Here is a 20,610-nt window from a genome sequence, read left to right as displayed (position 1 = left end):
AAAAATAACTTAAACGGAATTGCCGCCGAAGATCAAGCGTATTATTATAATGATCGACACATAATTAATGAGGGCAGGCGCAGGTTATGGCGGCACGAGGACGACCCAGGGGTTTCGATCGCGAGGCGGCGTTGGCCGCGGCAATGAGACTCTTCTGGCAGAAGGGGTACACCGCGACGTCAATGGCGGAGCTCTATCAGGCGATGGGTATTCATTCGCCAAGCCTGTATGCCGCATTCGGCAATAAGGAAGACTTGTTCCTGGAAGCCGTGGCCTGCTACGAAAAATCTATCGCGCCACTGATATGGTCGCCGCTGGATACCGCGCCGACCGCGCGTGAAGCAGTGGGGGAATGGCTGAAATGCTCGGCGCGTATCCTGACCCGGGACGCGTGGCCGCCAGGCTGTATGGTGACGCTGTCGAATGTGGCGGGTGAAGGATACGCGCGGCTGGGCGAGCAGGTGAAACGATCGCGCCAGCGCGGTATCGATAAGCTCACCGCCCGGCTGGATCAGGCGGTGGCGGAGCGGGAGCTGGCGGCCGGCATCGATACCGCGGCGCTGGCGCGGATGTACTTTAGCATCCAGCAGGGGATGTCCATCCAGGCACGCGACGGCGCCGGTTTCGCTACGCTTGACGCCATGGCGGATATGGCGCTGGCGCTATGGCCGGCGGCCCAGGCCATGACGAGCCATGGTGTCCAGGGCGACATCCCCAGGCAGGGACAAAAGAATGCCGGCGCCTTGATTACTCGGCATCGCCGTTAAAATGTAATACCGGCGCCGGCTGCCGGTGGGTGCGACGGAACCCGTACAGGCGCAGCCCGCCTAACGCCAGCCAGATCAGGCCTAATATCATGGCGGTTTTATCCAGGCTGACCAGCAGCCATAAGGTCGCGACGGCGCCGAACGCCGGGCAAACCAAATAGAGCAGGGTGGACAGGGGGTCTCGCCGGCGCTGGCGGATGAAGTAGTGGCTGATAACGGACACATTGACCAGGGTAAAGGCCAGGAAAGCGCCGAAATTTATAAATGACGTGGAAGTGGTGACGCTCATGAACAAGGCGAGCAGGGCGACCGCGGCGCAAAGCAGGATGGCGTTCGCCGGGGTATTACAGCGTCCCAGCCTGCCCAGGACCCGGGGCAGCACGCCGTCGCGGCCCAGGGTATAGATAAGCCGGCTGGCGCTGGCCTGGGCGGCGATACCGGAGGCGAACTGGCCGAAGACCAGGCCAATCATAAACAGGGTGACGAAAATATCGCCGCCAATATTGCGCGCAATCTCAAATGCGGCCGCGTCGGTATTCGCGAATGCCGCGCCGGGGTGCGCCAGCTGTACGCACCAGGACACCGCGATAAAAATAATGCCGCCGATAAGCGTAATCAGCATAATGGCGCGCGGAATACTGCGTTTGGCGTCTATGGTTTCTTCCGTCAGGGTGGTAATGGCATCAAACCCGAGGAAGGAATAACAGGCCACGGCGGCGCCGGCGACCAGCAGCGGCAGCAGATGGGCGCCGCCGGCGGTAAAGGGCGCCAGGCTCCAGAACGGCCGGGACGCGTCGCCCCAGATATAATGCACCGCGAGAGCCACAAAGGCCGCCAGCACCAGCAGTTGCACTATCATCAGCAGGCTGTTGACGGCGCTGGCGACTTTCAGGCCGATAATATTGATACATGTGGTCACGGCGATAAACGCCAGCAGCCATACGTACTGCCCAACGGCGGGAAACGCCGAGGAGAGGTAGACCGCGCCGATAAGCCAGATCACCATCGGCAGGAACAGGTAATCAAGCAGTATCGCCCACCCGGCGAGAAAGCCCAGGTTATCGCTGATGGCATTGCGCACGTACATATAGGCGGAACCCGCCACCGGGAAGGCGCTGGCCATCCGGCTGTAGCTAAACGCGGTAAACAGCATGGCCACCAGGGCCAGCACATAGGCGCCGGGCACATGGCCGTCGGTAATCTGCGCCAGCACGCCAAAGGTGCCCAAAACGATAATCGGCGTCATATAGGCCAGGCCGAACAGCACCAAATGACCGGTGGTAAGCGTCTTTTTAAATGCCGACATGGAAAACTCCCGTGTGTGTTTAGTTTTACTAAACATCAAGTTTAAAAAGTGAACGTTAAGCCGTTAAAGCGGCCACCAGCGTTGCCCGTCGGGGCAGGTTTCCATATGGCCGGATAACATGAGCCGGCGGTCCTTGAGATAGTGATATTGGCTGCGGGCTTTTTCCGGCAGGGTAAAATCCAGCGTGACCCTGAGCGTCGCCTCCTGCCTGCCCAGCGCGCCGAGCAGGTTGCCATAGGGATCCACCACCGCGCTTTCGCCGGCAAACGTGAAACCGGCGCCGGCGCCGGCGCGGTTGGTCATCGCGAAAAAAATCTGGTTTTCGAACGCCCGGGCCAGCGCCGCATGCCTGTGTACCGGACCGTAGGGATCCATATTGCCATTGGTCACGACCAGCAGATCGCAGCCCATGGCGGCCAGGGCGCGGGCGGTTTCCGGGAATTCAATGTCATAACAGATAAGCAGCCCGATCCGCTTGCCGCGCCACAGGCCGCATACCAGGCGATCGCCGGCCAGCACCAGCGCGCGTTCATCCGGCCATAAATGGGTTTTGCGGTATTTAAACGCCACGCCGTCTTCCGGGGTGATAAAAACCGTGGTGTTGAAGACGCCCTGTTCATCCCGTTCCAGCAGGCCGATGGCGATGGCGATATCGCGCCGGACGCTGAGTGCCTTAAGCGTTGCGATCTCCGGCCCGTCCAGCCGCAGGGCGCGATCGTCCACATGGCCGTTTTCGGCAAAGCCGGTCAGAAAGGTTTCCGGAAAAATCACCAGCTGTGTTTGCGGACTGCAACATTCGATATGCATTACTGCCTGCGCCATATTGCCTTTGATATCACCCTCGCGGTTGCGTGCCTGTATTAATTCAAGCTGCATACACTGTTATCCTTTGTGCATATTTATGGCGTTAATCATTAGTCCGATTATGCATGTAGGGATATGCTTGCCTATAACACGAACGGGGATGACTCAAATGGGTGATAAGCTTTACTTATCAATGGAGGACCTGGCCTGGCACCATGATATCGGGCTGCTGATCGATAGCCTGGACCAGGCGGATTTTTGGCTGAAAGCCGCGCGCTATTTGCATGGACGGCTGGTATTCGATAATTGGGTGGCGCTGCTGTTTATCCGCGACGCGCCGCCGGTGATCTTCGCCGAAAGTGATGAAAGTGACGGCAGCGACGCCAAATTGTTTTTGGATTATCAGAAAGGCCTATACCTGCTGGACCCCTTTTACCTTGGCGTATGGGCCAATCCGCGCAGCGGGCTGCAGCGCCTGGACGAGGTGGCGCCGATCCATTTTCGCGACTCCGAGTATTACCGCCGTTATTTCCAGCGCAATATCGTCGAGGATGAAGTGCAGTTAAACCTGGTGTTGGATGAGCGGCGAATTTTATGTTTATCGCTGGGCGGGGCGCGGCGTTTCAGCGATCATGACATGGGCCTCCTGCGGCTGTCCGTGGCCTGGCTGCTGCCGCTGATGCGCCAGCGCATGCGTTTTGAAACCGCCCGCGCCGAGAGCGTGGCCTCTCCTTTCCTGACCGGCCTGCCGGGCACCGAAATGCTGACCGAACGCGAAAGCGAGGTGACGCAGCTCATGTTAAGCGGCTGCTCCACCAAGGAAATCGCCCGTCGCCTGTGTATCTCCATCGAAACCGTGCGCGCCCATAAAAAGCATATCTATGCCAAGCTGGGCGTGAAAACGCAGTCGGAATTATTTGTGCTGTTTTGGCAGGGGCGGCAGGAGTGATGTCGGCCCGCTTCCCCGGGCAGGCTCTTAAAATCGTCCGTAATCAGCAGCGCGGCGGCTTTTTTCAGGATATCCCTTTCCATCTCCAGGCACCTGATGCGTTCCTCAAGCTCCTGGATGCGCTGCTGATCCGCCGTGACCGCCATGCCCGGCGGCATGATGCCGCTGCGTTCAGCCCGCAGCTGCGCGACCCAGCGGTACAGTACGTTTTCGTTGACCCCGGTGGCGTCACAGGCTTCCTTGTAGGTATGGTTTTTATCGAGCACCAGGCTTGCGGCCTCCCGCCTGAACTCCATGCTGAATGTTGTTTTTCTGGTCATCAGGACATCCTTTTTAATCCGGCGATTATATCGCCTATCAGGACGCCCGGCATTAGTAGCACCCCCTGCCGTTGCCGCGCGGCCGTCCCCGGCGGCCACGCTTAACCAACAATCTCGGCCAGGGGATTATTCCCGGCCGGCCGGAGAATAATCATGCTTCCTGCCGTTTCGTTCCTGTGCCGTTTAACCGTTTCTTTGCGATCTTCGCAGGGATAAAACCTGACTGGCTCGCTGAAAGAATCAATTATCTCGCACGCTATAAGGCGGGAAATGCTATTTCGCGGGACGCCTGTCCCAGCGAATAATTTCGGGGCGGCAGCGATGCCGGTTTGACGCTTTGCGCAGGGACCACGCCGTCGTCATAACTTTGTCATGATTGCGTCAGGCCGGTGTCAGCGCCGGGGCCGTAAACTCCTTACCTGAAACAAGTGGTACAGACCACTGCCACCACGGTATATGGAGCTTAAAATCATGCGTATTTTGTTAACCCGTACTATGTTGTCATCCGCCGCCTGCGCGCTTTTGCTTACGGCAGGCATGGTTTCCGCCCAGGCCGCGCCGGTCAGGAATATCGTCCTGGTGCACGGCGCATTTGTCGGCGGCGCCGGCTGGCGGCCGGTGTATGATATTTTGACCAGGGACGGCTATCACGTCACACTGGTGCAGGAGCCGCTGACATCGTTCCCGGAAGATGTGGCCGCCGCCAAACGTACGCTGGCCATGCAGGACGGTCCGGCGGTGCTGGTGGGGCATAGCTACGGCGGCGCCATCATTACGCAGGCGGGTAACGATTCCCATGTCGCCGGCCTGGTGTATATCGCGGCCCACGCCCTGGATAATGGCGAAACCGAGGCCAGTAACGGTAAAAAAATGCCCAACACCGCGCGACCTTTCGCCAAAACGCCCGACGGCTACCTGTACATCAACCCGGCAAATTATCCGGCGGATTTCGCCGCCGATCTGCCGCGCAAACAGGCCGAGTTCGAGGCGCAGGCGCAGATGCCGACCTCGGCCAGCGTATTTACCGCCAATATTGCCGACCCGGCCTGGAAAACCAAGCCGAGCTGGTACATGGTGGCGCAGGCCGACAAAATCATCAGTCCCGACCTGGAGCGGATGTATGCGGCGCGGGCGCATAGTCATACGGTGGAAGTCGCCGGCGCCAGCCATTCGGTATACGAATCCCATCCCCAAGAGGTCGCGGCGCTGATAGAACAGGCGGCGCGCCATGCGTTAGACTAAACCGTGGCCGCGACAGGCCGCGCCGGAGATTATATGAAGATTCTCGTCATCGAAGATGAACCCAAGGCCCGGGACTATATGCGCAGCGGCCTGACCGAATCAGGTTATGTGGTCGACGTGGCGTCGGGCGGCGTGGACGGCCTGCATATGGCCCTGGAAGAACGCTACGATCTGATCCTGCTGGATGTGATGATGCCGGGAATGGATGGCTGGTCGGTGATGGAGGTGATGGACAAACGGATTGATACCCCGGTGATCTTCCTCACCGCCAAAGGCACCCTGGAGGATAAACTCAAAGGGCTGGCGCTGGGCGCGGACGATTACCTGGTAAAGCCGTTTTCCTTCGCCGAGCTGCTGGCGCGCATCCGGATTGTTTTGCGGCGCGCGGGACAGGGCCGGCAGGATGACGTGCTGGCTGTCGCCGATTTGCAGATGGATGTCGCCAAACGGCGCGTGGAGCGCAACGGTGTGCGCGTCGACCTCACCAACAAGGAGTTTAACCTGTTGCATCTGTTTATGCTGAGCCCGGGGCAGGTGCTGACCCGCTCGCTGATTGCCTCCAGGGTGTGGGATATGAATTTTGACAGCGACACCAACGTGGTGGATGTGGCGGTGCGGCGTCTGCGGCAGAAAATAGACGAGCCGTTCGGCAAGCCATTGATCCATACCGTCCATGGGGTGGGTTATCGCTGTGAAGACGAAACATGAAACGTTTCTCGCTGACCTCCCGCCTGTCATCGGCCCTGGCCATGCTGGTCATGCTGGTCATGGCCACCGTCGGATACGCCCTGTACCGTACTCTTGAGCAACAGCTGATTATCCGCGACGACGGGGCGCTAATCACCCGCGTCGAGCAGATCCGTACCCTGTTGCTCAATGAAGACGTCATGACGCTGATTCACGATAAGCCCGGCCTGTTTGCCAATATGCTCGGCAATACGGAGTCGTTATTGGTGCTGCAATTTACCGACCGGCCCCCCCTGATTGAAATCAATCCCGGCCATTCGCCCATTCCGCACATCAATCCGGTGCCCGCGGACGCGCCCCTGACGCTCGCCGCCGTACAGCATGCGGTGGCCGCCGGCGGCATTCCCTTTATTTCCGCCTCCGCCCTGGCAAACGTCGCCAGCGCGCCTTATCAGGTAAAAATCACCACCGGCCGCCTGATGTCGGAGCGCACCCGTACCCTGGACATGTACCGCAACCAGATCATCCTCGTCGCGTCGATCGCCACCGTGCTTACCGCGCTGCTGGCCTGGATTTTCACCCGCCGGGGTCTGGCGCCGCTGCGCCGCCTGGCCGCTGAAACCGCCATGATGGATGTCCGCTTTTTGTCCAGGCGCATCGGTATCACCCATGCGCCGCCCGAACTGCGGGAACTGATCGCGGCGTTTAATACCATGCTGGAACGGCTGGAAATCAACTTTCGCCAGCTTAGCCAGGTATCCGCCGATATGGCCCACGACCTGCGCACCCCCATCGGCATACTGCTCGGGCAAACGGAAGTGGCGATGCGGTTCAAACGTGATAATGACTATTATGAAAACCTGCTGGGCTCGAATTTCGAAGAACTGCAGCGCCTGGCAAAAATGATTGACAATATGCTGTTCCTGGCCCGGGCCGGGGATGCGGGCCATGCCATCCAGCGCGTGGTGCTGTCGTTAGCGGACGAATTCGGGCGTTTGAGCGAGTATTTTGAAGGGCCGGCCGGAGAACGCGGCCTGACGCTGGTCTGTGCGCGGGACGGCGCCACGGCGTGGGCCGACCCCGAGCTGCTGCGCCGCGCCCTGGCCAATCTGCTGGCCAACGCGATACGTTATGCCGACGCGGGCACGGCCATCGTGCTGCGGGCCGTGCAGCAGCCTGAGGGAACCACCATCAGCGTGGAGAATACCGGCCCCGACATTGCGCCGCAGCACCTTGAACGCCTTTTTGACCGTTTTTACCGCGCGGACGCTTCGCGTACCGGCGACGCCAGCGCCAGCGGGCTGGGTTTGTCCATTGTCCGCAGCATCATGATGCTGCATCAGGGCAGGTGGCATGCGCAAAGCGGTAAACGGCTCACCCGGTTCAGCCTGTTTTTCCCGGCAAAACCGCGGTAAAACCATTGCCGGGAATATATTTCATAAAAGTGGCATATCCGGCAAACATATTTGATAATTAATCAAATATGAAAACGACTCTTGATGAAATGCAGGCGTTTATCGCGGTAGTGGACAGCGGTTCCATTACCGCCGCCGCCGCGCAGCTGGATCAAACCATTTCCGCCACCAGCCGCACCCTCGGGCGGTTGGAAGAGAAACTGCGCACCACGCTGCTCAGGCGCACCACGCGCCGGCTGGAACTTACCGAGGAGGGCCGGGCCTTTCTCGAGCGCGCCCGGGATATCGTCCGCGCCGTCGAGGAGACGGAGGAATTGCTGTCCATGCGGCGTAACCAGCCGTCCGGGCTGCTGAGCGTGGATGCCGCCTCGCCGTTTATGCTGCACGTCATCGTGCCGCTGGTGGCGGGGTATTGTGCGCGCTATCCCCAGGTGGCGCTGGAGCTGAACAGCAATGAGGGCATTATCGATTTACTGGAAAAACGCACCGATCTGGCGATCCGCATCGGGCGGCTGAAGGATTCCACGCTGCACGCCCGGCTTATCGGCAACAGCCGCATCCGCGTGCTCGCCAGTCCCGCTTATCTGGCCGCGCGCGGCACGCCGGCAAGCGTGGCGGAATTATCCCGGCATACCCTGCTGGGTTTTAACCAACCCGAAGCGCTGAATGAATGGCCGCTGCCCGATGACAGCGGGCTGCCGCTGCATATCCAGCCGTCCATCCGCGCGTCCAGCGGCGAAACATTGCGGCAACTGGCGCTCAATGGCGCCGGTATCACCTGCCTGTCGGATTTTATGACGTGCGCGGATCGGCGGGAGGGGAGGTTGTGTCAACTGTTTCAGCGGCAGACGCTGGATGTCCGCCAGCCGATTAATGCGGTGTATTATCGTAATACGGCGCTGTCTTCCCGGATCCAGTCTTTTGTCGATTATCTGGTCGAGGCCCTCGGCTCCCATGGCTTCGGCGCATAAGGCGCCGCGGTTTAGCTGAACAGGCCGAGATGCTCGATCAGGATATGACAGCCGATGCCGACCAGCACCATGCCGCCCAGGATCTCGGCCCATTTACCCATGACCGGGCCCAGGAAGCGGCCAAGCAGCACGCCGGATGAGGTCATGACCAGCGTTGCCGTACCTATGGCCAGCGCCGTGGTGACGATATTCACCTGCAGGATGGCCAGGCCGACCCCTACCGCCATGGCATCCAGGCTGGTGGCGATGGCCGTGGTGACCAGCAGCCAGAAACTGTGTTTTCTGCGCGGCGGCAGATCGTCGGTGGTTTTGTTAAAACAGCCGTGAATCATCATTCTGCCGCCCAGGATACCCAGCAGGATGAAGGCGATCCAATGATCCCAGGCGACGATGTATTTGCTGGCGGCAATGCCCATTATCCAGCCGATTACCGGCGTGATCGCTTCCACCGCGCCAAAGATGGCGCCGGTTCTCAGCGCCTCTTTCAGCCCCGGGCGTTCAAGCGTCGCCCCTTTGCCGATGGAGGCGGCAAAGGCGTCCATCGACATGGCGAAGGCGAGGATCATGGTGGCGTACATATTCATTATTATTACCGGGTGGTGCCTGGCATCGATCCTGCCGCTGTTCGTCCTGCGCGGCGGGCGCATACCGGTTAATCAGTGAAAGAGGGGATGATACAGCGTTATCGCGGGAAAAAAAAGACAATAAAAACATGGGATTAAGTATAGCCATGGCTATATTTTATAGCCATGGCTGTTTAGCGGTATAAAATTGCGACGCTTTACGCCGGCCGCTGCTCGCTGCGCCGGCCCGCGATCAGCATGATAAGGCCGCCGGCCAGCAGCGTCAGGCCGCTGTAGGCGATGGCGCCCGGCGGCCCGAAGCCGTCCACCAACAGGCCGCCCGCCACTGCGCCCAGCGCGATGGCGATCTGGAACGTCGTCACCAGCAGGGCGCCGGCGGTTTCCGCATGATCGGGCGCGGCCAGCGTGTTCCAGGTCTGGAAGCTTACCGGCAGCGCGCCAAAGGCAAAACCCCAGGTCGCCGTGGCGGCAAAAGCCAGCCCGGCCAACGCGCCGTAGGCAAGCAGCAACGCTGCCATGACGCTGAGCAGGAGCGCCGCCAGCCCAACGCCCAGGCGGGCGCTGCGTTCAGCGATAAAGCCACCGGCGAGATTGCCGAAAAACCCGCCGATGCCGAAGGCCAGCAGCGCCAGGGAAATCATGCGCACGTCAAAGTGCGGCACCTGTTCCAAAAAAGGGCGTACATAGGTAAAGCCGGCAAAATGCCCCGAGATGACGAATATCACGGTAACCAGGCCGATGCGGATGCCCGGGCGGCGCAGCAGCAGCCAAAATGTCCCGAGGCTCGGCACATCCGCCGGCGGCAGCCGGGGCAGGGTGACCAGCTGTGCCAGCAAGGCGGCGATGCTGATGCCGGCGGCCGCCAGAAAAGTGGCGCGCCAGCCCAGGATATCGCCCAGATAGGCGCCCAGCGCCGGGGCGCAAACCGTGGCCGCCGAAACGCCGGTAAAAATAATCATCATGGCCCGCGGCAATAACCGGGCCGGCACCAGGCGCAGGGCAATGGCGGCCGCCAGCGACCAGATGCCGCCCAGGGCTATGCCGAGCAGCACCCGGGCTGCGATCAGCACCCAGATATTGGCGGCGACGGCGGCCAGCAGATTCGACAGCACCAGCAGCAGCGCCAGCCCCCAGACGACCATGCGCCGGTCCACTTTGCCCGTGCCGAGCACCACCGCGGGGCCCGCGATGGCGGCCACCAGCGCCGTCGCCGTTACCGCCTGCCCGGCGGCACCGTCCGAGATGCCCAGATCGGCGGCGACCGGCGTCAGCAGGCTGGCGGGTAAAAATTCCGCCGTCACCAGGGCAAATACGCCGAGCGACAGTGAAACCACCGCGCTCCAGGCCGCGGCGGAGCGCCCGTTATCGGTACGCGCCCCAGGGCATGACAAGCTTTCATCACCGGTACAGGACTTTTCTGACATGGAGACTCCACGAGATTCTTTGCAAGGTATGATCCGGATGGTACAGTTGAAGAGTTGGAACATCCATGCTAGGAAACCCGTAATGCTTGACAATTCGTCCAAATCTGGCGCGCCGCCGTTAAACGATCCTTTAACCGATATGCTGCGGGGACTGCGACTGGACGGGGTGGAATATGGCCGCTGCCGACTTGCCGCGCCCTGGGCCTTTGCGTTTCCGGCCCGCCAGGACGCCTGTTTTCTGTTCGTGGCGGAAAAAGGCTGCTGGCTGCAGACCCCGGCCGGCGCATGGGAAGAGCTGAACGCGGGCGACGCGGTGCTGTTGCCGCGCGGCAGCGCGCACGCGCTGGCAAGCGCCCCGGGCGTGGCGCCGCAAGCCTTTCCCCGCTGGCAGTGTCAATCGATTACCGGCAATTTCTTCGATTTAAACGCCGGCGAGGAAGGCGAGCATTGCGTGCTGTTCTACGGTTCCATGCGTTTTAATCTTGATAGCCTGCATCCCTTGCTGCGCATGATGCCCGATATGATGCGCGCCCATGAGCTGATGCGTAACGAGCCGGCGATCGTGCCTTTGCTGGAGGCCATGGGCTGCGAGGTGGCGATGAACCGGGTGGGCGCGTGCGGTATGGTAACGCGCCTGGCCGATGTCCTGGCCGCGCAGATTATCCGCGCCTGGGTAGAACACGGCTGCGGCAGCGCGGCGGGATGGATTGCCGCGGTGCGCAACCCGGAAATCGGCCGCGTGCTGGCGGCTATCCACGCGGCGCCCCACCGTGACTGGCCGTTGTCCGAACTGGCCGGCGTGATGGGCGCGTCGCGCTCCAGCTTCGCCAGCAAGTTTGCCGCCATCGTTGGGGAAACGCCGGCCCGCTATGTCGCGCAGGTGCGTATGCACCAGGCGCGGCAGTGGATTATCCGCGATTCCGCGCGCATTTCCGAGGTGGCCCAGCGGCTGGGATATGACTCCGAGGCGTCCTTCAGCCGCGCCTTTAAGCGCATTATCGGCACGGCGCCGAGTCATTTTCGCAACGTTGCGAAACAGGAGGCCTGACATTGTCATGCTATGGCAAGAGGAAAACCGGGCGTTATTCCGGCCGCTACGCGACCAGGCGCTAACGTCCGGGCGCGTTATAGAGAACACATCGGCCTGGCCGGGTCGCTTTAGGCCGCGTCGCCAGCGCTGCGGGATTGTCCGCTGATTTTTTGCCGCGCCCACTGCTCTGCGTTTGTTATGCCGATATGGTGCTGGTGATTAAACGTCTGGTTCATATCCCATGCCACGCCGGTTCCTTTGGCGAAAGCCAGCCGGTATTTGCGCACCGTATCCCCGGGTTCACGCGCCAGTCCGGCGGCGAGGTACGCTAAATCCCATGTCACACGGCGAACCTTGGTGCCGGTTACGCCGTCAACGATATCCGCCAGCCGCGCATAGGTCAGAGTATCGCCGGCGATATACACCACCTGGTTGACGATGCGCGGCGCGGCGAACAGAATAGCCGCGGTCAGTACGCCGATGTCCTCGGGCGTGGTGACGGTAACGGCGTTATCCCAACTGCCCAGGGCATGCACGGTGTTGTGCGCCAGATCCACGATGCCGAAAGACGGCTCGAACAGATAGCTGGTAAAGATGCCGGTGGAAATGATGACCCATTCGGTGCGCGTTTGCGCCCGCAGGAGATGGCGCACGTCGAGCTGTTCGTCAAACAGATCCTGGCCGCTGCCTTTGCCGATCAGATCGTAATCGACGCCGAATTGCCAGGGAAAATAGCGTTTCACTCCCGCCGCCAGTACCGCATGGGCTATTTTAAGCTGCGTGCCGCCGCCGGCGGCAAAGCCGGTGCAACACACCAGGGTGGTAAACGGCCGGAAGAGGTCGGCCAGGTCCGATGTGGTCGCGGTGAGCAGATCGCCCGCGAGCAACTGTACGCCCAGCGCGCGCAGTTCGGCCACATCGCGTTGTTTGCCCGGTTCCCGGCTGTGTATGGATGCCTGGCGCAGCAGCACGGTGATGGTGGTGCAGGCGGATAAGGCGGCGCGCTGCGCCAAATTGCGGATCACCGCCATGCCGAGCTCGCCGGCGCCGATCACCAGGATAGCGTCGTGGGTATTTACAGGGTTGACGTTCATGGACTTCTCCTATTAAGTTGCGACCAGGGTTACATCTCCCATGATGAAGAACAAGAAGGCACACCGGTGATACCGGGAGGCAATGTGGAAATGAGCGATATGATTGCACGGTCGCAGGCCGTGTGCGACGCGTTGAGCGACGACGACGATGGTTTAAAGCGCGAGGTGCTGACCCATGCCGGCAACCGCTGGTCGCTCGGCATCGTACACATCCTGGGCGTGGGGGGACGGCTGCGCCATGCGGAGATAGCCAGGCGCATGGGCGGGGTGACGCAGCGTATGCTGACCCGCTCGCTGCGGCAGCTGGAGCGCGACGGGCTGGTGCTGCGTTATGACTATTTTGAGAAATCCCCGCGCGTGGAGTATGAGCTGTCGGAGCTGGGCAGGCAGTTGCTGGGGCAAATGATACCGCTGTGGTTATGGGTGGTGGAGAATGCCGACCGGTTTCGCCAGGCACGGGCGACTTTCGATACCGCCCGGGAGCGTCCGTAAGTCGTCCCGGGCGGCTAGCGTTATCCGGGGAAACAATCCGGTTTGGAGATGATGCCCGGACGGCGGTTATGTATTACAGTGAGATCAGGATAGTTATGCCAGGGGCCACGGTCCTGTTTAACCCGGAGATCTTACCATGCTCACATCGCATATGCGCATCGCCCGCCCCGTCACCAACCTTGAACTCAGCAGGGAAATGTACTGCTCGGGCCTCGGCATGCGGGTGCTGGGCAGTTTTACCGGCCATAATGGGTTTAACGGCGTCATGCTCGGCGCGCAGGGACTGCCCTGGCATTTTGAATTTACCGTTTGCGAACAGCACCCGGTGCCACCGGCGCCGACGCCGGAAGATCTGCTGGTGCTCTACCTGCCGGATGAGGCGCGGTGGCGGCGATCGTGCCAGCGTCTGGGCGAGGCGGGTTTCGAGCGGGTGGTATCGTTTAATCCGTACTGGGACGTGGCGGGCAAGACCTTCCAAGATCATGACGGTTATCGGCTGGTGCTGCAAAACCGGGCCTGGGGCGACGAATCCGGCGCCGGCGCGGCCTAAGGCAAATGTTGCCAGGCGATTTCCAGGCCAAGGCCGAGCAGGCCCAGGAAAAAACAGCGGCGAAACAGTCCGGGGCTGATGACGGCGCGCAGCCAGGCGCCGAAAAACATGCCCGCCAGCGCGGGAATAACGGCCAGCAGCGACAGGCCCAGCGCGTGCAACGGCAGCATATGATGCCAGGCGAGGCTGGCCGCCAGCGCCAGGGTCGAGACGGTAAACGACAGCCCCAGCGCCTGGATAAGCTCGTCCCGCGCCAGGGCCAGGGCATTTAAATAGGGCACGGCGGGGAGGACAAACACGCCGGTGGCGCCGGTTACCAGGCCGGTGATTCCTCCCGCCAGCGGCCCCAGCCATTTCTCCGCCGCGGGCGGCACCCGCGCCTGCCGGTTAAGCAGGCTGACCAGCGCATAGACCATCAGCAGGATCCCCAGCCACAGCGATGTCCACGCCGCCATTGCGCCCGCCATCATGCCGGCGCCGTACCAGGTGCCGAGGCATACGGCCAGCAGCATCGGCCAAAGCCTGCGGCATAAACGCGCCCGGTGCGGCCCGCTGCACAGCTGCCATATATTCGTCACCAGCGAAGGGATAATCAGCAGCGCGGCCGCTTGCGCGGGCGGCATCACCACGCCCAGCACGCCCATGGCAACGGTAGGCAGGCCAAGGCCAATCACGCCCTTTACCACACCGGCGATCAGGAATGTCAGCCCGATTAACAGGATATACAGCGTCGGTTCCATGGTAAGCTTTTTTCTCAAAGTGCGGGTCCTTCTATTTTTGCCGCGTAAAGGATGCGGCACAATGCGTATGTTTTTAAGTCGGCCTTCGTTATATCCGAAGGCTAGCCGCCAAGCCGCACACGGGTAGGGAGGTAATATCATGCATTTCGACCTGACCGATTTACGTCTGCTGGTGTGGGTCGTCGACGCCGGCAGCATTACCGCCGGCGCGGGCAGGGCCTGCCTGTCCCTGTCGTCCGCCAGCGCCCGCATCGCCGGTCTGGAACGGGAGGCGGGCGTCCGCCTGCTGGCGCGCCGCCACCGGGGCGTCACGGCCACGCCGGCGGGACGGGTGGTCTATGACCGGGCAAAAATCATCCTGGGACACGCCGCGCAGCTGTCGGGCGAATTAAGCGCCTTTACCCAAGGCATCAAGGGGCAGGTGCGGCTGCTGGCGAACACCGTGGCGCTGGGGCAGTTTTTGCCCGGGCCGCTGTGTGATTTCCTGCGGCTGCATCCCGGCGTGGATATTGAGCTGGATGAACTGCCCAGCGAGGAGATTACCCGCGCGGTGGCGCGCGGCGCGGCGGATATCGGTATCGCGGCGGATCATGCGGATTTCAGCGGGCTGGAAATCCTGCCGTTCAGGCAGGATTGTTTAGTGCTGGCGGTGGCGCCGGGACATGCGCTGGAACGGCGTCGGCGGGTCAGCTTCAGCGAGGCGCTGGACCATGAGTTTATCGGCCTGCCGGAAGACAGCGCGCTGGCGCGGCATATCGAAGGACACGCGATCCGCGCCGGTAAAACCCTGCGGCTGCGGGCCCGGGTGCGCGGCCTGGATAATATCCGGCGCATGGTGGCCGGCGGCGCGGGGATTGCCATATTGCCCATCGCCATGGCGGCGAACGGGCCGGACGACGGCGTGGCCTTTATCCCGCTGGACGAAAACTGGACCCGGCGGCAGTTGAGGATCGCCATGCGCTCGCGCCTCGATCTTACCCCAGCGGCAAAAAAGCTGGTTGAATTTCTCGGTGCGTTAAACCCCCAGGCGCCAACACCCGGGGGATAAAGCCTGGCCAGATTACTCCTCCAGGGTGATATAATCCGGCCATGCCAGCGCGGCTTTGACCTGCAGCAGGTCGCGCATGCGCACCGCTTCCTGGCGTGGGCTGCGTGAGAACAACCGTTTAAACTCCCGGCTGAACTGGGATGGGCTTTCATAACCGACCCGGATAGCGACCTCCGCCGCGCTCAGGCCTGAGCGCACCATCAACAGGCGAGCCTGGTGCAAACGAGTGGATTTAAGATACTGCATCGGCGTGCTTTGCGTCACCGCTTTAAAATGGGCATGAAAAGCGGGAATGCTCATGCCGGCGTTTGCGGCCAGTTCGGTCACATCAATGCGCGCGGCGAACTGCTGCTGTATTTTTTGCATCGCTCTGGCTATTTGCCCAAAATGCCCCTGGTTGTCCAGCGCGGCGCGCAGCGCTTCCCCCTGTTCCCCCAGCAATACCCGATAATAAATTTCCTTGATTATACCTTCACCCAGCACCTGACAGTCGAGTGCGGAACCGAGGATTTTCACCAGCCGCAATATCGCTTCGCTTAACGCTTCATCGATAGGCGTAGACACCATACTGGCGGGAGCCGCATACCCCGCGGGTTTTTGCCGGGACAGGGTTAGCATTACCTCCGCCAGCAGTTTGAAATCCAGTTTCATGGATATCGCCAGCATGGGTTCATCGGCACTGGCCTCGGTTTGGCTGGCAAAGGGCAGGGGAACCGACAGCACCAGATAGTGCCGGGCATCATAGACAAACACGGCGTCACCGAGAAAACCGCGTTTGCGCCCCTGGCAGACAAATACAATACAGGGCTCATACAAGACGGGGGTACGTTCCAGAGCGGCGTTGGCGCGTAGCAAGCGTACACCGGGCAGCAATGAGTGGTTGTAACCCGGATTGGACGCCAGGCGCAGAAGGTGGCCGACTATTTCCCCGCCTAGGGAGTGTGTGGTAGAAAGCATATTTCTCTTATATATCCAGGTTTTTACTGGATTATTTCAAAATTATTGCTCTTTTTTTACCTTATTGCGATAGGAATAGGCAATTTATTTAGAGGCCTGGGCATTATTTCCCTCGCTGGCAATTTTTACAATAGGCCTCAATCAGCCATCTGGCGAGAAAGGGACACTGGGTTCCTTACCGCCCATCGTAGGGTAAACATTATGTCTATAGATACCACCCAAGGCCTGAGGGAACGGGTTGCCATTGTTACCGGCGCGGCGGGGGATATCGGCCGCGCCACCGTGGCGCTGCTGCTGGCCCATGGCGTTCGCATCGTAGCGGAAGATATTAATCCCGAGGTTAGGGATCTAGAACAAGCCGGCCACATTGTGACGCTGGTGGCGGATGTCAGCGAGGAAGCCACGGCAAAGCAGGCGATAAAGTTAGCGCAAGAGCAGTATGGCGGGCTGGATATTCTGGTGAACAACGCCGGGCGCACGCTGAACAAATCCGTGGCCGACACCAGCGCGCAAGAATGGGATCAGATCCTGGCCGTCAACGCGCGCGGTTGTTTTTTGCATTCCCGCGAGGCGCTGCGGGTGATGGCGGCGCAGGAGCAGGGCGCTATTGTAAACGTAGCGTCGGTGGTCAGCGTTATCGGTATGGCCGACACCGCCGCGTATGCCGCCTCTAAGGGGGCTATCGCGCAGCTAACCAAAGTGATGGCGCTTGAATACGGCGCCCACAACATCCGCGTAAACGCTGTGGCGCCCGGGGTGGTGGAAACCGGCATCCTGAACGGCATCGTCGCGGATAGCCGCGCCACCCTGGCCGGCTACGGTCATCTGCATGCCTTGGGCCGTGTGGCTCAGCCGGGGGAAATCGCCGATGTCATCGCCTGGCTGGCGTCGCCGCGCGCCAGTTTTGTCACCGGCGCGTTAATCATGGCCGACGGCGGTTATACGGCACGTTAAACATTTTTGGGAGTAAAACAAATGAACAACCAAGACATACTGATCATCGCGGCGGAACGCGGACTGGGCCTTGGCCTGGCGGAACAATTTTTCCAACGGGGGTGGCGGCTGTTTGTGACGGCGTTTCCCGGCGCCGATACCACGTCGCTTGAACGTATTGCGGTAGCCGATCCGGCCAGACTGGCCATCGGCTATATAGACGTTACCGCCCGCGAACAGATCGAGGAGCTTAAAACCGCGCTGGGAGAACGCAAGTTTGACGTTATATATCTCAATGCGGGTATTTACGGCGCCTTACATCAGTCAGTGCTGGAGGCCACTGATGAGGAGATGATGCAGATTATGCTGACCAATACCTTTGGCCCTGCCCGGTTGGCCCGTAGTCTGCTGTCTTTCCTGCGCGAAAGGGGCACGCTGGCGTTTATGTCGTCTCACCGCGCCAGTATCGCCGGCAATGTGGAGGGCGGCCTGGAGCTGTACCGGGCGAGCAAGGCTGCGTTGAATATGTTAGCGCGTGGTATCTATGCCGATCAAAAGGCGCGGGGCGTTACCGTACTTTCGCTGCATCCGGGATGGGCCGCCACCGCAATGGGCACGCTGGACGGCAGGGTGGCCGCGGAAATAGACGTGCTGACGAGCGTCACGGGCGTGGCGGACGTAGTGGAGCATTATCGCCATAGCGGACAACATCTTTACCTGGATTATCAGGGAAAACCCTTACCGTGGTGAACTACAAATAGCGCGCGATAAAACTGTCCAGATCGCGAAAATCCGCCAGGCGCTGTTGCAGCGTCTCATGATCCCAATGCCACCACTGGCTGCGCTCGATACGTTCAATCAGCGTCGCGTCAAAACGGCTGCCGATGGGTTTCGCCGGTACGCCGGCGACAATCGCGTAGGGCGCGACGTCCTTGGTCACCACCGACGCGGTGCCGATGACCGCGCCGTTGCCGATGGTGACGCCGGGCATAATGGTGGCGCCATGGCCTATCCACACGTCATGACCGATGGTGACATGCCGTTCGCGCCGCCAGTCGAAAAACGCCTCGTCGTCGGCGCCCAGTCCGTATGCCGAGCTGCGATAGGTAAAATGATGCTGGGCGATGCGCTGATAGGTGGGATGGTTGCCCGGGTTGATGCGCACATAAGAGGCGATCGAGACGAATTTACCGATGGTGGCGTACGAAATCTTGTTATGGCCGTCGGTATACGAGTAATCGCCCATGTCCACCTCTTCGAGAAAGGCGTCATCGGCCAGATGAACATACTGGCCGAGGCGGGTGCTGTTCAATATCACGTTGTTGCCGATTTTCGGCTGTGACCGGGATGTCATGAGTTGGGTTCCTGTCAAAATAACGCATTCTTCACGGCGGATCGGCGCTGCCTGCCCCGCCGCCGCGGGCTGAAAGGCGCAGCGGGCCGCGGTCAGAAGACCTGCCGCCCTTGCCGCCAGACATTTTTCACCGACACATGGCCGTGATGGCGATGGGCCAGCACCAGATCGGCGCGCAAGCCTTCGGCAATCAGGCCGCGATCGCCGAGTCCCAGCGCCCGCGCCGGATTGCCGGTCATCAGCATCACCGCCTGCGGCAGGGTAAAACCGTTGGTCTCATCCGCCGCGATGCGAAACGCGGCGTCCAGCAGGCTGGCCGGATAGTAATCGGAGGAGAGGATATCCAGCACGCCAATCGAGGCCAGATGGTGGGCCGCCACATTGCCGGAATGCGATGCGCCGCGCACGATATTCGGCGCGCCCATCAATACCTGCAAACCCAGCTGGTGCGAGGCGCGCGCCGCCGCCTCGGTGGTGGGAAATTCGGCGATGGCGCTGCCCAGGGCGCGGGATTCCTGCACATGCGCCACGGTGGCGTCGTCATGGCTGGCCAGGGTAATATTGCGCCGGCGGCAATGGGCGGCGATCGCCGCGCGGTTGGGCGCCGACCAGCGCAGGGCCAGGGCGGTCTGTTCCTGTTCAAAGGCATCCATTTGCCGATCGCTGAGATGATATTTACCCTGGGTATATTCACGGTATTTCAGCGACGAGACAAACTGGCGCTGGCCCGGCGAATGATCCATTAATGACACCAGCGCCACCGCCGGCTGATCCATAAATTGCTCAAACAGCCCAAGGGTGCTGCTATGGGGCAATTCACAGCGCAGGTGCAGCCGGTGTTCGGCGCGGGTGGCGCCGGAGGCGTGGCTGGCGACAATGGCGTCGATCATTTTTTGCAGCGTGCCGGCCCGGTGTCCGCCGTCGCGCACATCGCCTATCGCCACCGCGTCCAGCACGGTGGTGATGCCGTTGGCCACCATCAGCGCGTCATGGCTGCTCATGGCGGAATGCGCCGGCCAGTCGACATTCGGGCGCGGGGTAAAGAATTTATCCAGGTTATCGGTATGCAGTTCGATTAACCCGGGCAGCAGCCAGCCGCCCTCGCCGTCCAGCGCCTGGGGCAATTGGCTGGCGCTGTCGGCGTAGCTGAGAATCATGCCGTCGCGCATCTCCAGCGAACCGCTGACAATCTCATCTTTTAATATGAGTTTGACGTTATTAATGATCATCGGGGGTATTCACCTCATGAGACGGTTGCATAGCGTAGAGCCGGTCCGCCACCCGCTGGCGGACGGCGTCGTCATGGAAAATGCCGACAATGGCGGCGCCGCGCTGTTTGGCCTGTTCGATCAGGGCGACCACCGCCGCGCCGTTGCGGCCGTCGAGCGACGCGGTGGGCTCGTCGAGCAGCAATACCGGGTAATCGATGATAAAACCGCGCGCAATATTGACCCGCTGCTGCTCGCCGCCGGAAAAGGTGGAGGGCGCCAGATGCCAAAGCCGGCGGGGCACATTCAGCCGGTCGAGCAATGCCTCGGCGCGCTCGCGGCACTGCACGCGTTCGACGCCCAGCTCCAGTAATGGCTGCATCACCAGGTCCAGGGCGCTGATGCGCGGGATCACCCGTAAAAACTGGCTCACCCAGCCGACGGTATGGCGGCGCACCGCCAGGATTTGCCGGGCCTCGGCCTGGACCATATCCAGCCATCCGTCCTGGTGCCGTATCCAGATATGGCCCTGGTCGGGCAGGTAATTGGCGTACAGCGAGCGCAGCAGGGTGGACTTGCCGCTGCCGGAATGGCCGTGCAGCACCAGGCATTCGCCGCCCTTGACCGTCAGGTTGGCGTCGCGCAGCACCGGCAGGCGCACGCCGTTTTGCTGATGCAGCACAAAGGTTTTACTGAGATGTTCGACCCGCAATTGCGTATTCATCCGATGGTTCC

General features: G+C 61.0%; 23 protein-coding genes. 12 read left to right on the top strand and 11 right to left on the bottom strand.

Going from position 1 to position 20,610, the window contains the following annotated elements; all coding sequences use genetic code 11:
- Positions 1–86: 86 nt before the first annotated feature.
- Positions 87–767: a TetR/AcrR family transcriptional regulator gene (locus ACL2XN_RS15395; RefSeq protein ID WP_413729001.1), complete on the top strand. Its 681-nt coding sequence runs from the start codon at positions 87–89 to the stop codon at positions 765–767.
- Here ACL2XN_RS15395 and ACL2XN_RS15390 read toward each other — a convergent pair.
- Both ACL2XN_RS15390 and ACL2XN_RS15385 read right to left on the bottom strand, forming a co-directional pair.
- Positions 748–2,073 (bottom strand): APC family permease, encoded by a 1,326-nt coding sequence (locus ACL2XN_RS15390; protein ID WP_413729000.1) that lies wholly within the window; start codon positions 2,071–2,073, stop codon positions 748–750. The two genes, ACL2XN_RS15395 and ACL2XN_RS15390, sit on opposite strands and share 20 nt — an antisense overlap.
- Before the next feature lie 63 nt (positions 2,074–2,136).
- The gene (locus tag ACL2XN_RS15385) at positions 2,137–2,949 is read right to left on the bottom strand and encodes a carbon-nitrogen hydrolase family protein (RefSeq protein ID WP_413728999.1); all 813 of its coding nucleotides are present in this window, start codon (positions 2,947–2,949) and stop codon (positions 2,137–2,139) included.
- Positions 2,950–3,046: 97 nt separating this feature from the next.
- On the opposite strand from ACL2XN_RS15385, the gene ACL2XN_RS15380 reads away from it, so the two are divergent.
- Positions 3,047–3,826, top strand: coding sequence for a response regulator transcription factor (locus ACL2XN_RS15380; RefSeq protein ID WP_413728998.1), 780 nt, complete (start codon positions 3,047–3,049; stop codon positions 3,824–3,826).
- Here the strand turns inward: ACL2XN_RS15380 and ACL2XN_RS15375 are convergent.
- Positions 3,757–4,146, bottom strand: a complete 390-nt coding sequence (locus ACL2XN_RS15375) for a transposase (RefSeq protein WP_413728997.1) — start codon at positions 4,144–4,146, stop codon at positions 3,757–3,759. The genes ACL2XN_RS15380 and ACL2XN_RS15375 overlap by 70 nt on opposite strands.
- A gap of 471 nt (positions 4,147–4,617) precedes the next feature.
- Between ACL2XN_RS15375 and ACL2XN_RS15370 the strand changes: the two genes are divergently transcribed.
- The 4 genes from ACL2XN_RS15370 (at position 4,618) to ACL2XN_RS15355 (ending at position 8,461) form a co-directional block, all read left to right on the top strand.
- Positions 4,618–5,388 carry an alpha/beta hydrolase gene (locus ACL2XN_RS15370; RefSeq protein ID WP_413728996.1) on the top strand — a complete coding sequence of 257 codons (771 nt, stop codon included), beginning with the start codon at positions 4,618–4,620 and terminating at the stop codon, positions 5,386–5,388.
- 33 nt (positions 5,389–5,421) lie between these two features.
- Positions 5,422–6,096, top strand: a complete 675-nt coding sequence (locus ACL2XN_RS15365) for a heavy metal response regulator transcription factor (protein ID WP_410012458.1) — start codon at positions 5,422–5,424, stop codon at positions 6,094–6,096.
- Complete coding sequence (locus tag ACL2XN_RS15360) at positions 6,093–7,490, top strand: heavy metal sensor histidine kinase (protein WP_413728995.1); 1,398 nt, start codon at positions 6,093–6,095, stop codon at positions 7,488–7,490. Before ACL2XN_RS15365 ends, ACL2XN_RS15360 begins: the two co-directional genes overlap by 4 nt.
- Before the next feature lie 68 nt (positions 7,491–7,558).
- Positions 7,559–8,461 (top strand): LysR substrate-binding domain-containing protein, encoded by a 903-nt coding sequence (locus ACL2XN_RS15355; protein WP_413728994.1) that lies wholly within the window; start codon positions 7,559–7,561, stop codon positions 8,459–8,461.
- Positions 8,462–8,472: 11 nt separating this feature from the next.
- Here the strand turns inward: ACL2XN_RS15355 and mntP are convergent, their stop codons facing one another.
- Positions 8,473–9,045: a manganese efflux pump MntP gene (mntP, locus tag ACL2XN_RS15350; protein WP_410012455.1), complete on the bottom strand. Its 573-nt coding sequence runs from the start codon at positions 9,043–9,045 to the stop codon at positions 8,473–8,475.
- Positions 9,046–9,242: 197 nt separating this feature from the next.
- On the bottom strand, positions 9,243–10,469 hold the full coding sequence (locus tag ACL2XN_RS15345; protein WP_410012454.1) for an MFS transporter: 1,227 nt from the start codon (positions 10,467–10,469) through the stop codon (positions 9,243–9,245).
- Positions 10,470–10,551: 82 nt separating this feature from the next.
- On the opposite strand from ACL2XN_RS15345, the gene ACL2XN_RS15340 reads away from it, so the two are divergent.
- Entirely contained in the window at positions 10,552–11,517 is a 966-nt protein-coding gene (locus ACL2XN_RS15340; protein WP_413727300.1) for an AraC family transcriptional regulator, read from the top strand.
- Between the two features lie 110 nt (positions 11,518–11,627).
- Here the strand turns inward: ACL2XN_RS15340 and ACL2XN_RS15335 are convergent, their stop codons facing one another.
- Positions 11,628–12,593, bottom strand: a complete 966-nt coding sequence (locus ACL2XN_RS15335; RefSeq protein ID WP_413728993.1) for an aromatic alcohol reductase — start codon at positions 12,591–12,593, stop codon at positions 11,628–11,630.
- 90 nt (positions 12,594–12,683) lie between these two features.
- On the opposite strand from ACL2XN_RS15335, the gene ACL2XN_RS15330 reads away from it, so the two are divergent.
- Positions 12,684–13,085, top strand: a complete 402-nt coding sequence (locus ACL2XN_RS15330) for a winged helix-turn-helix transcriptional regulator (protein ID WP_410012451.1) — start codon at positions 12,684–12,686, stop codon at positions 13,083–13,085.
- A gap of 136 nt (positions 13,086–13,221) precedes the next feature.
- Positions 13,222–13,635 carry a VOC family protein gene (locus ACL2XN_RS15325; protein ID WP_410012450.1) on the top strand — a complete coding sequence of 138 codons (414 nt, stop codon included), beginning with the start codon at positions 13,222–13,224 and terminating at the stop codon, positions 13,633–13,635.
- Here ACL2XN_RS15325 and ACL2XN_RS15320 read toward each other — a convergent pair.
- Entirely contained in the window at positions 13,632–14,375 is a 744-nt protein-coding gene (locus tag ACL2XN_RS15320; protein ID WP_413730982.1) for a sulfite exporter TauE/SafE family protein, read from the bottom strand. The two genes, ACL2XN_RS15325 and ACL2XN_RS15320, sit on opposite strands and share 4 nt — an antisense overlap.
- Before the next feature lie 139 nt (positions 14,376–14,514).
- Between ACL2XN_RS15320 and ACL2XN_RS15315 the strand changes: the two genes are divergently transcribed.
- Positions 14,515–15,423, top strand: coding sequence for a LysR substrate-binding domain-containing protein (locus tag ACL2XN_RS15315; protein ID WP_410012449.1), 909 nt, complete (start codon positions 14,515–14,517; stop codon positions 15,421–15,423).
- Positions 15,424–15,435: 12 nt separating this feature from the next.
- Here ACL2XN_RS15315 and ACL2XN_RS15310 read toward each other — a convergent pair whose 3' ends face one another.
- Positions 15,436–16,380 (bottom strand): AraC family transcriptional regulator, encoded by a 945-nt coding sequence (locus ACL2XN_RS15310; protein ID WP_413728992.1) that lies wholly within the window; start codon positions 16,378–16,380, stop codon positions 15,436–15,438.
- Positions 16,381–16,581: 201 nt separating this feature from the next.
- Here ACL2XN_RS15310 and ACL2XN_RS15305 point away from each other — a divergent pair, with 201 nt between their 5' ends.
- Positions 16,582–17,334 carry an SDR family NAD(P)-dependent oxidoreductase gene (locus tag ACL2XN_RS15305; protein WP_413728991.1) on the top strand — a complete coding sequence of 251 codons (753 nt, stop codon included), beginning with the start codon at positions 16,582–16,584 and terminating at the stop codon, positions 17,332–17,334.
- A 21-nt stretch (positions 17,335–17,355) separates the two neighbouring features.
- Entirely contained in the window at positions 17,356–18,063 is a 708-nt protein-coding gene (locus ACL2XN_RS15300; RefSeq protein ID WP_410012446.1) for an SDR family oxidoreductase, read from the top strand.
- A 1-nt stretch (position 18,064) separates the two neighbouring features.
- Here the strand turns inward: ACL2XN_RS15300 and ACL2XN_RS15295 are convergent, their stop codons facing one another.
- The 3 genes from ACL2XN_RS15295 to phnL form a co-directional block, all read right to left on the bottom strand.
- Positions 18,065–18,667 (bottom strand): DapH/DapD/GlmU-related protein, encoded by a 603-nt coding sequence (locus tag ACL2XN_RS15295; RefSeq protein WP_413721953.1) that lies wholly within the window; start codon positions 18,665–18,667, stop codon positions 18,065–18,067.
- A 92-nt stretch (positions 18,668–18,759) separates the two neighbouring features.
- The gene (gene phnM / locus ACL2XN_RS15290) at positions 18,760–19,896 is read right to left on the bottom strand and encodes an alpha-D-ribose 1-methylphosphonate 5-triphosphate diphosphatase (protein WP_410012444.1); all 1,137 of its coding nucleotides are present in this window, start codon (positions 19,894–19,896) and stop codon (positions 18,760–18,762) included.
- Positions 19,886–20,599, bottom strand: a complete 714-nt coding sequence (phnL, locus tag ACL2XN_RS15285; protein WP_413728990.1) for a phosphonate C-P lyase system protein PhnL — start codon at positions 20,597–20,599, stop codon at positions 19,886–19,888. Before phnL ends, phnM begins: the two co-directional genes overlap by 11 nt.
- Between the last annotated feature and the right edge of the window lie 11 nt (positions 20,600–20,610).

Source organism: Sodalis sp. RH22 (assembly GCF_047324165.1).
Classification (GTDB): domain Bacteria; phylum Pseudomonadota; class Gammaproteobacteria; order Enterobacterales; family Enterobacteriaceae; genus Acerihabitans.
Note: the sequence above shows the minus strand (reverse complement) of the source record. Positions and strands in the feature narration are given on the sequence as shown.

What these genes read in the sequence shown, in the direction of transcription:
- ACL2XN_RS15395 (WP_413729001.1), top strand. Translation starts at nt 87, where the DNA reads ATGGCGGCACGAGGACGACCCAGGGGTTTCGATCGCGAGGCGGCGTTG.
- ACL2XN_RS15390 (WP_413729000.1), bottom strand. Translation starts at nt 2,073, where the DNA reads ATGTCGGCATTTAAAAAGACGCTTACCACCGGTCATTTGGTGCTGTTC.
- ACL2XN_RS15385 (WP_413728999.1), bottom strand. Translation starts at nt 2,949, where the DNA reads ATGCAGCTTGAATTAATACAGGCACGCAACCGCGAGGGTGATATCAAA.
- ACL2XN_RS15380 (WP_413728998.1), top strand. Translation starts at nt 3,047, where the DNA reads ATGGGTGATAAGCTTTACTTATCAATGGAGGACCTGGCCTGGCACCAT.
- ACL2XN_RS15375 (WP_413728997.1), bottom strand. Translation starts at nt 4,146, where the DNA reads ATGACCAGAAAAACAACATTCAGCATGGAGTTCAGGCGGGAGGCCGCA.
- ACL2XN_RS15370 (WP_413728996.1), top strand. Translation starts at nt 4,618, where the DNA reads ATGCGTATTTTGTTAACCCGTACTATGTTGTCATCCGCCGCCTGCGCG.
- ACL2XN_RS15365 (WP_410012458.1), top strand. Translation starts at nt 5,422, where the DNA reads ATGAAGATTCTCGTCATCGAAGATGAACCCAAGGCCCGGGACTATATG.
- ACL2XN_RS15360 (WP_413728995.1), top strand. Translation starts at nt 6,093, where the DNA reads ATGAAACGTTTCTCGCTGACCTCCCGCCTGTCATCGGCCCTGGCCATG.
- ACL2XN_RS15355 (WP_413728994.1), top strand. Translation starts at nt 7,559, where the DNA reads ATGAAAACGACTCTTGATGAAATGCAGGCGTTTATCGCGGTAGTGGAC.
- mntP (WP_410012455.1), bottom strand. Translation starts at nt 9,045, where the DNA reads ATGAATATGTACGCCACCATGATCCTCGCCTTCGCCATGTCGATGGAC.
- ACL2XN_RS15345 (WP_410012454.1), bottom strand. Translation starts at nt 10,469, where the DNA reads ATGTCAGAAAAGTCCTGTACCGGTGATGAAAGCTTGTCATGCCCTGGG.
- ACL2XN_RS15340 (WP_413727300.1), top strand. Translation starts at nt 10,552, where the DNA reads ATGCTTGACAATTCGTCCAAATCTGGCGCGCCGCCGTTAAACGATCCT.
- ACL2XN_RS15335 (WP_413728993.1), bottom strand. Translation starts at nt 12,593, where the DNA reads ATGAACGTCAACCCTGTAAATACCCACGACGCTATCCTGGTGATCGGC.
- ACL2XN_RS15330 (WP_410012451.1), top strand. Translation starts at nt 12,684, where the DNA reads ATGAGCGATATGATTGCACGGTCGCAGGCCGTGTGCGACGCGTTGAGC.
- ACL2XN_RS15325 (WP_410012450.1), top strand. Translation starts at nt 13,222, where the DNA reads ATGCTCACATCGCATATGCGCATCGCCCGCCCCGTCACCAACCTTGAA.
- ACL2XN_RS15320 (WP_413730982.1), bottom strand. Translation starts at nt 14,375, where the DNA reads ATGGAACCGACGCTGTATATCCTGTTAATCGGGCTGACATTCCTGATC.
- ACL2XN_RS15315 (WP_410012449.1), top strand. Translation starts at nt 14,515, where the DNA reads ATGCATTTCGACCTGACCGATTTACGTCTGCTGGTGTGGGTCGTCGAC.
- ACL2XN_RS15310 (WP_413728992.1), bottom strand. Translation starts at nt 16,380, where the DNA reads ATGCTTTCTACCACACACTCCCTAGGCGGGGAAATAGTCGGCCACCTT.
- ACL2XN_RS15305 (WP_413728991.1), top strand. Translation starts at nt 16,582, where the DNA reads ATGTCTATAGATACCACCCAAGGCCTGAGGGAACGGGTTGCCATTGTT.
- ACL2XN_RS15300 (WP_410012446.1), top strand. Translation starts at nt 17,356, where the DNA reads ATGAACAACCAAGACATACTGATCATCGCGGCGGAACGCGGACTGGGC.
- ACL2XN_RS15295 (WP_413721953.1), bottom strand. Translation starts at nt 18,667, where the DNA reads ATGACATCCCGGTCACAGCCGAAAATCGGCAACAACGTGATATTGAAC.
- phnM (WP_410012444.1), bottom strand. Translation starts at nt 19,896, where the DNA reads ATGATCATTAATAACGTCAAACTCATATTAAAAGATGAGATTGTCAGC.
- phnL (WP_413728990.1), bottom strand. Translation starts at nt 20,599, where the DNA reads ATGAATACGCAATTGCGGGTCGAACATCTCAGTAAAACCTTTGTGCTG.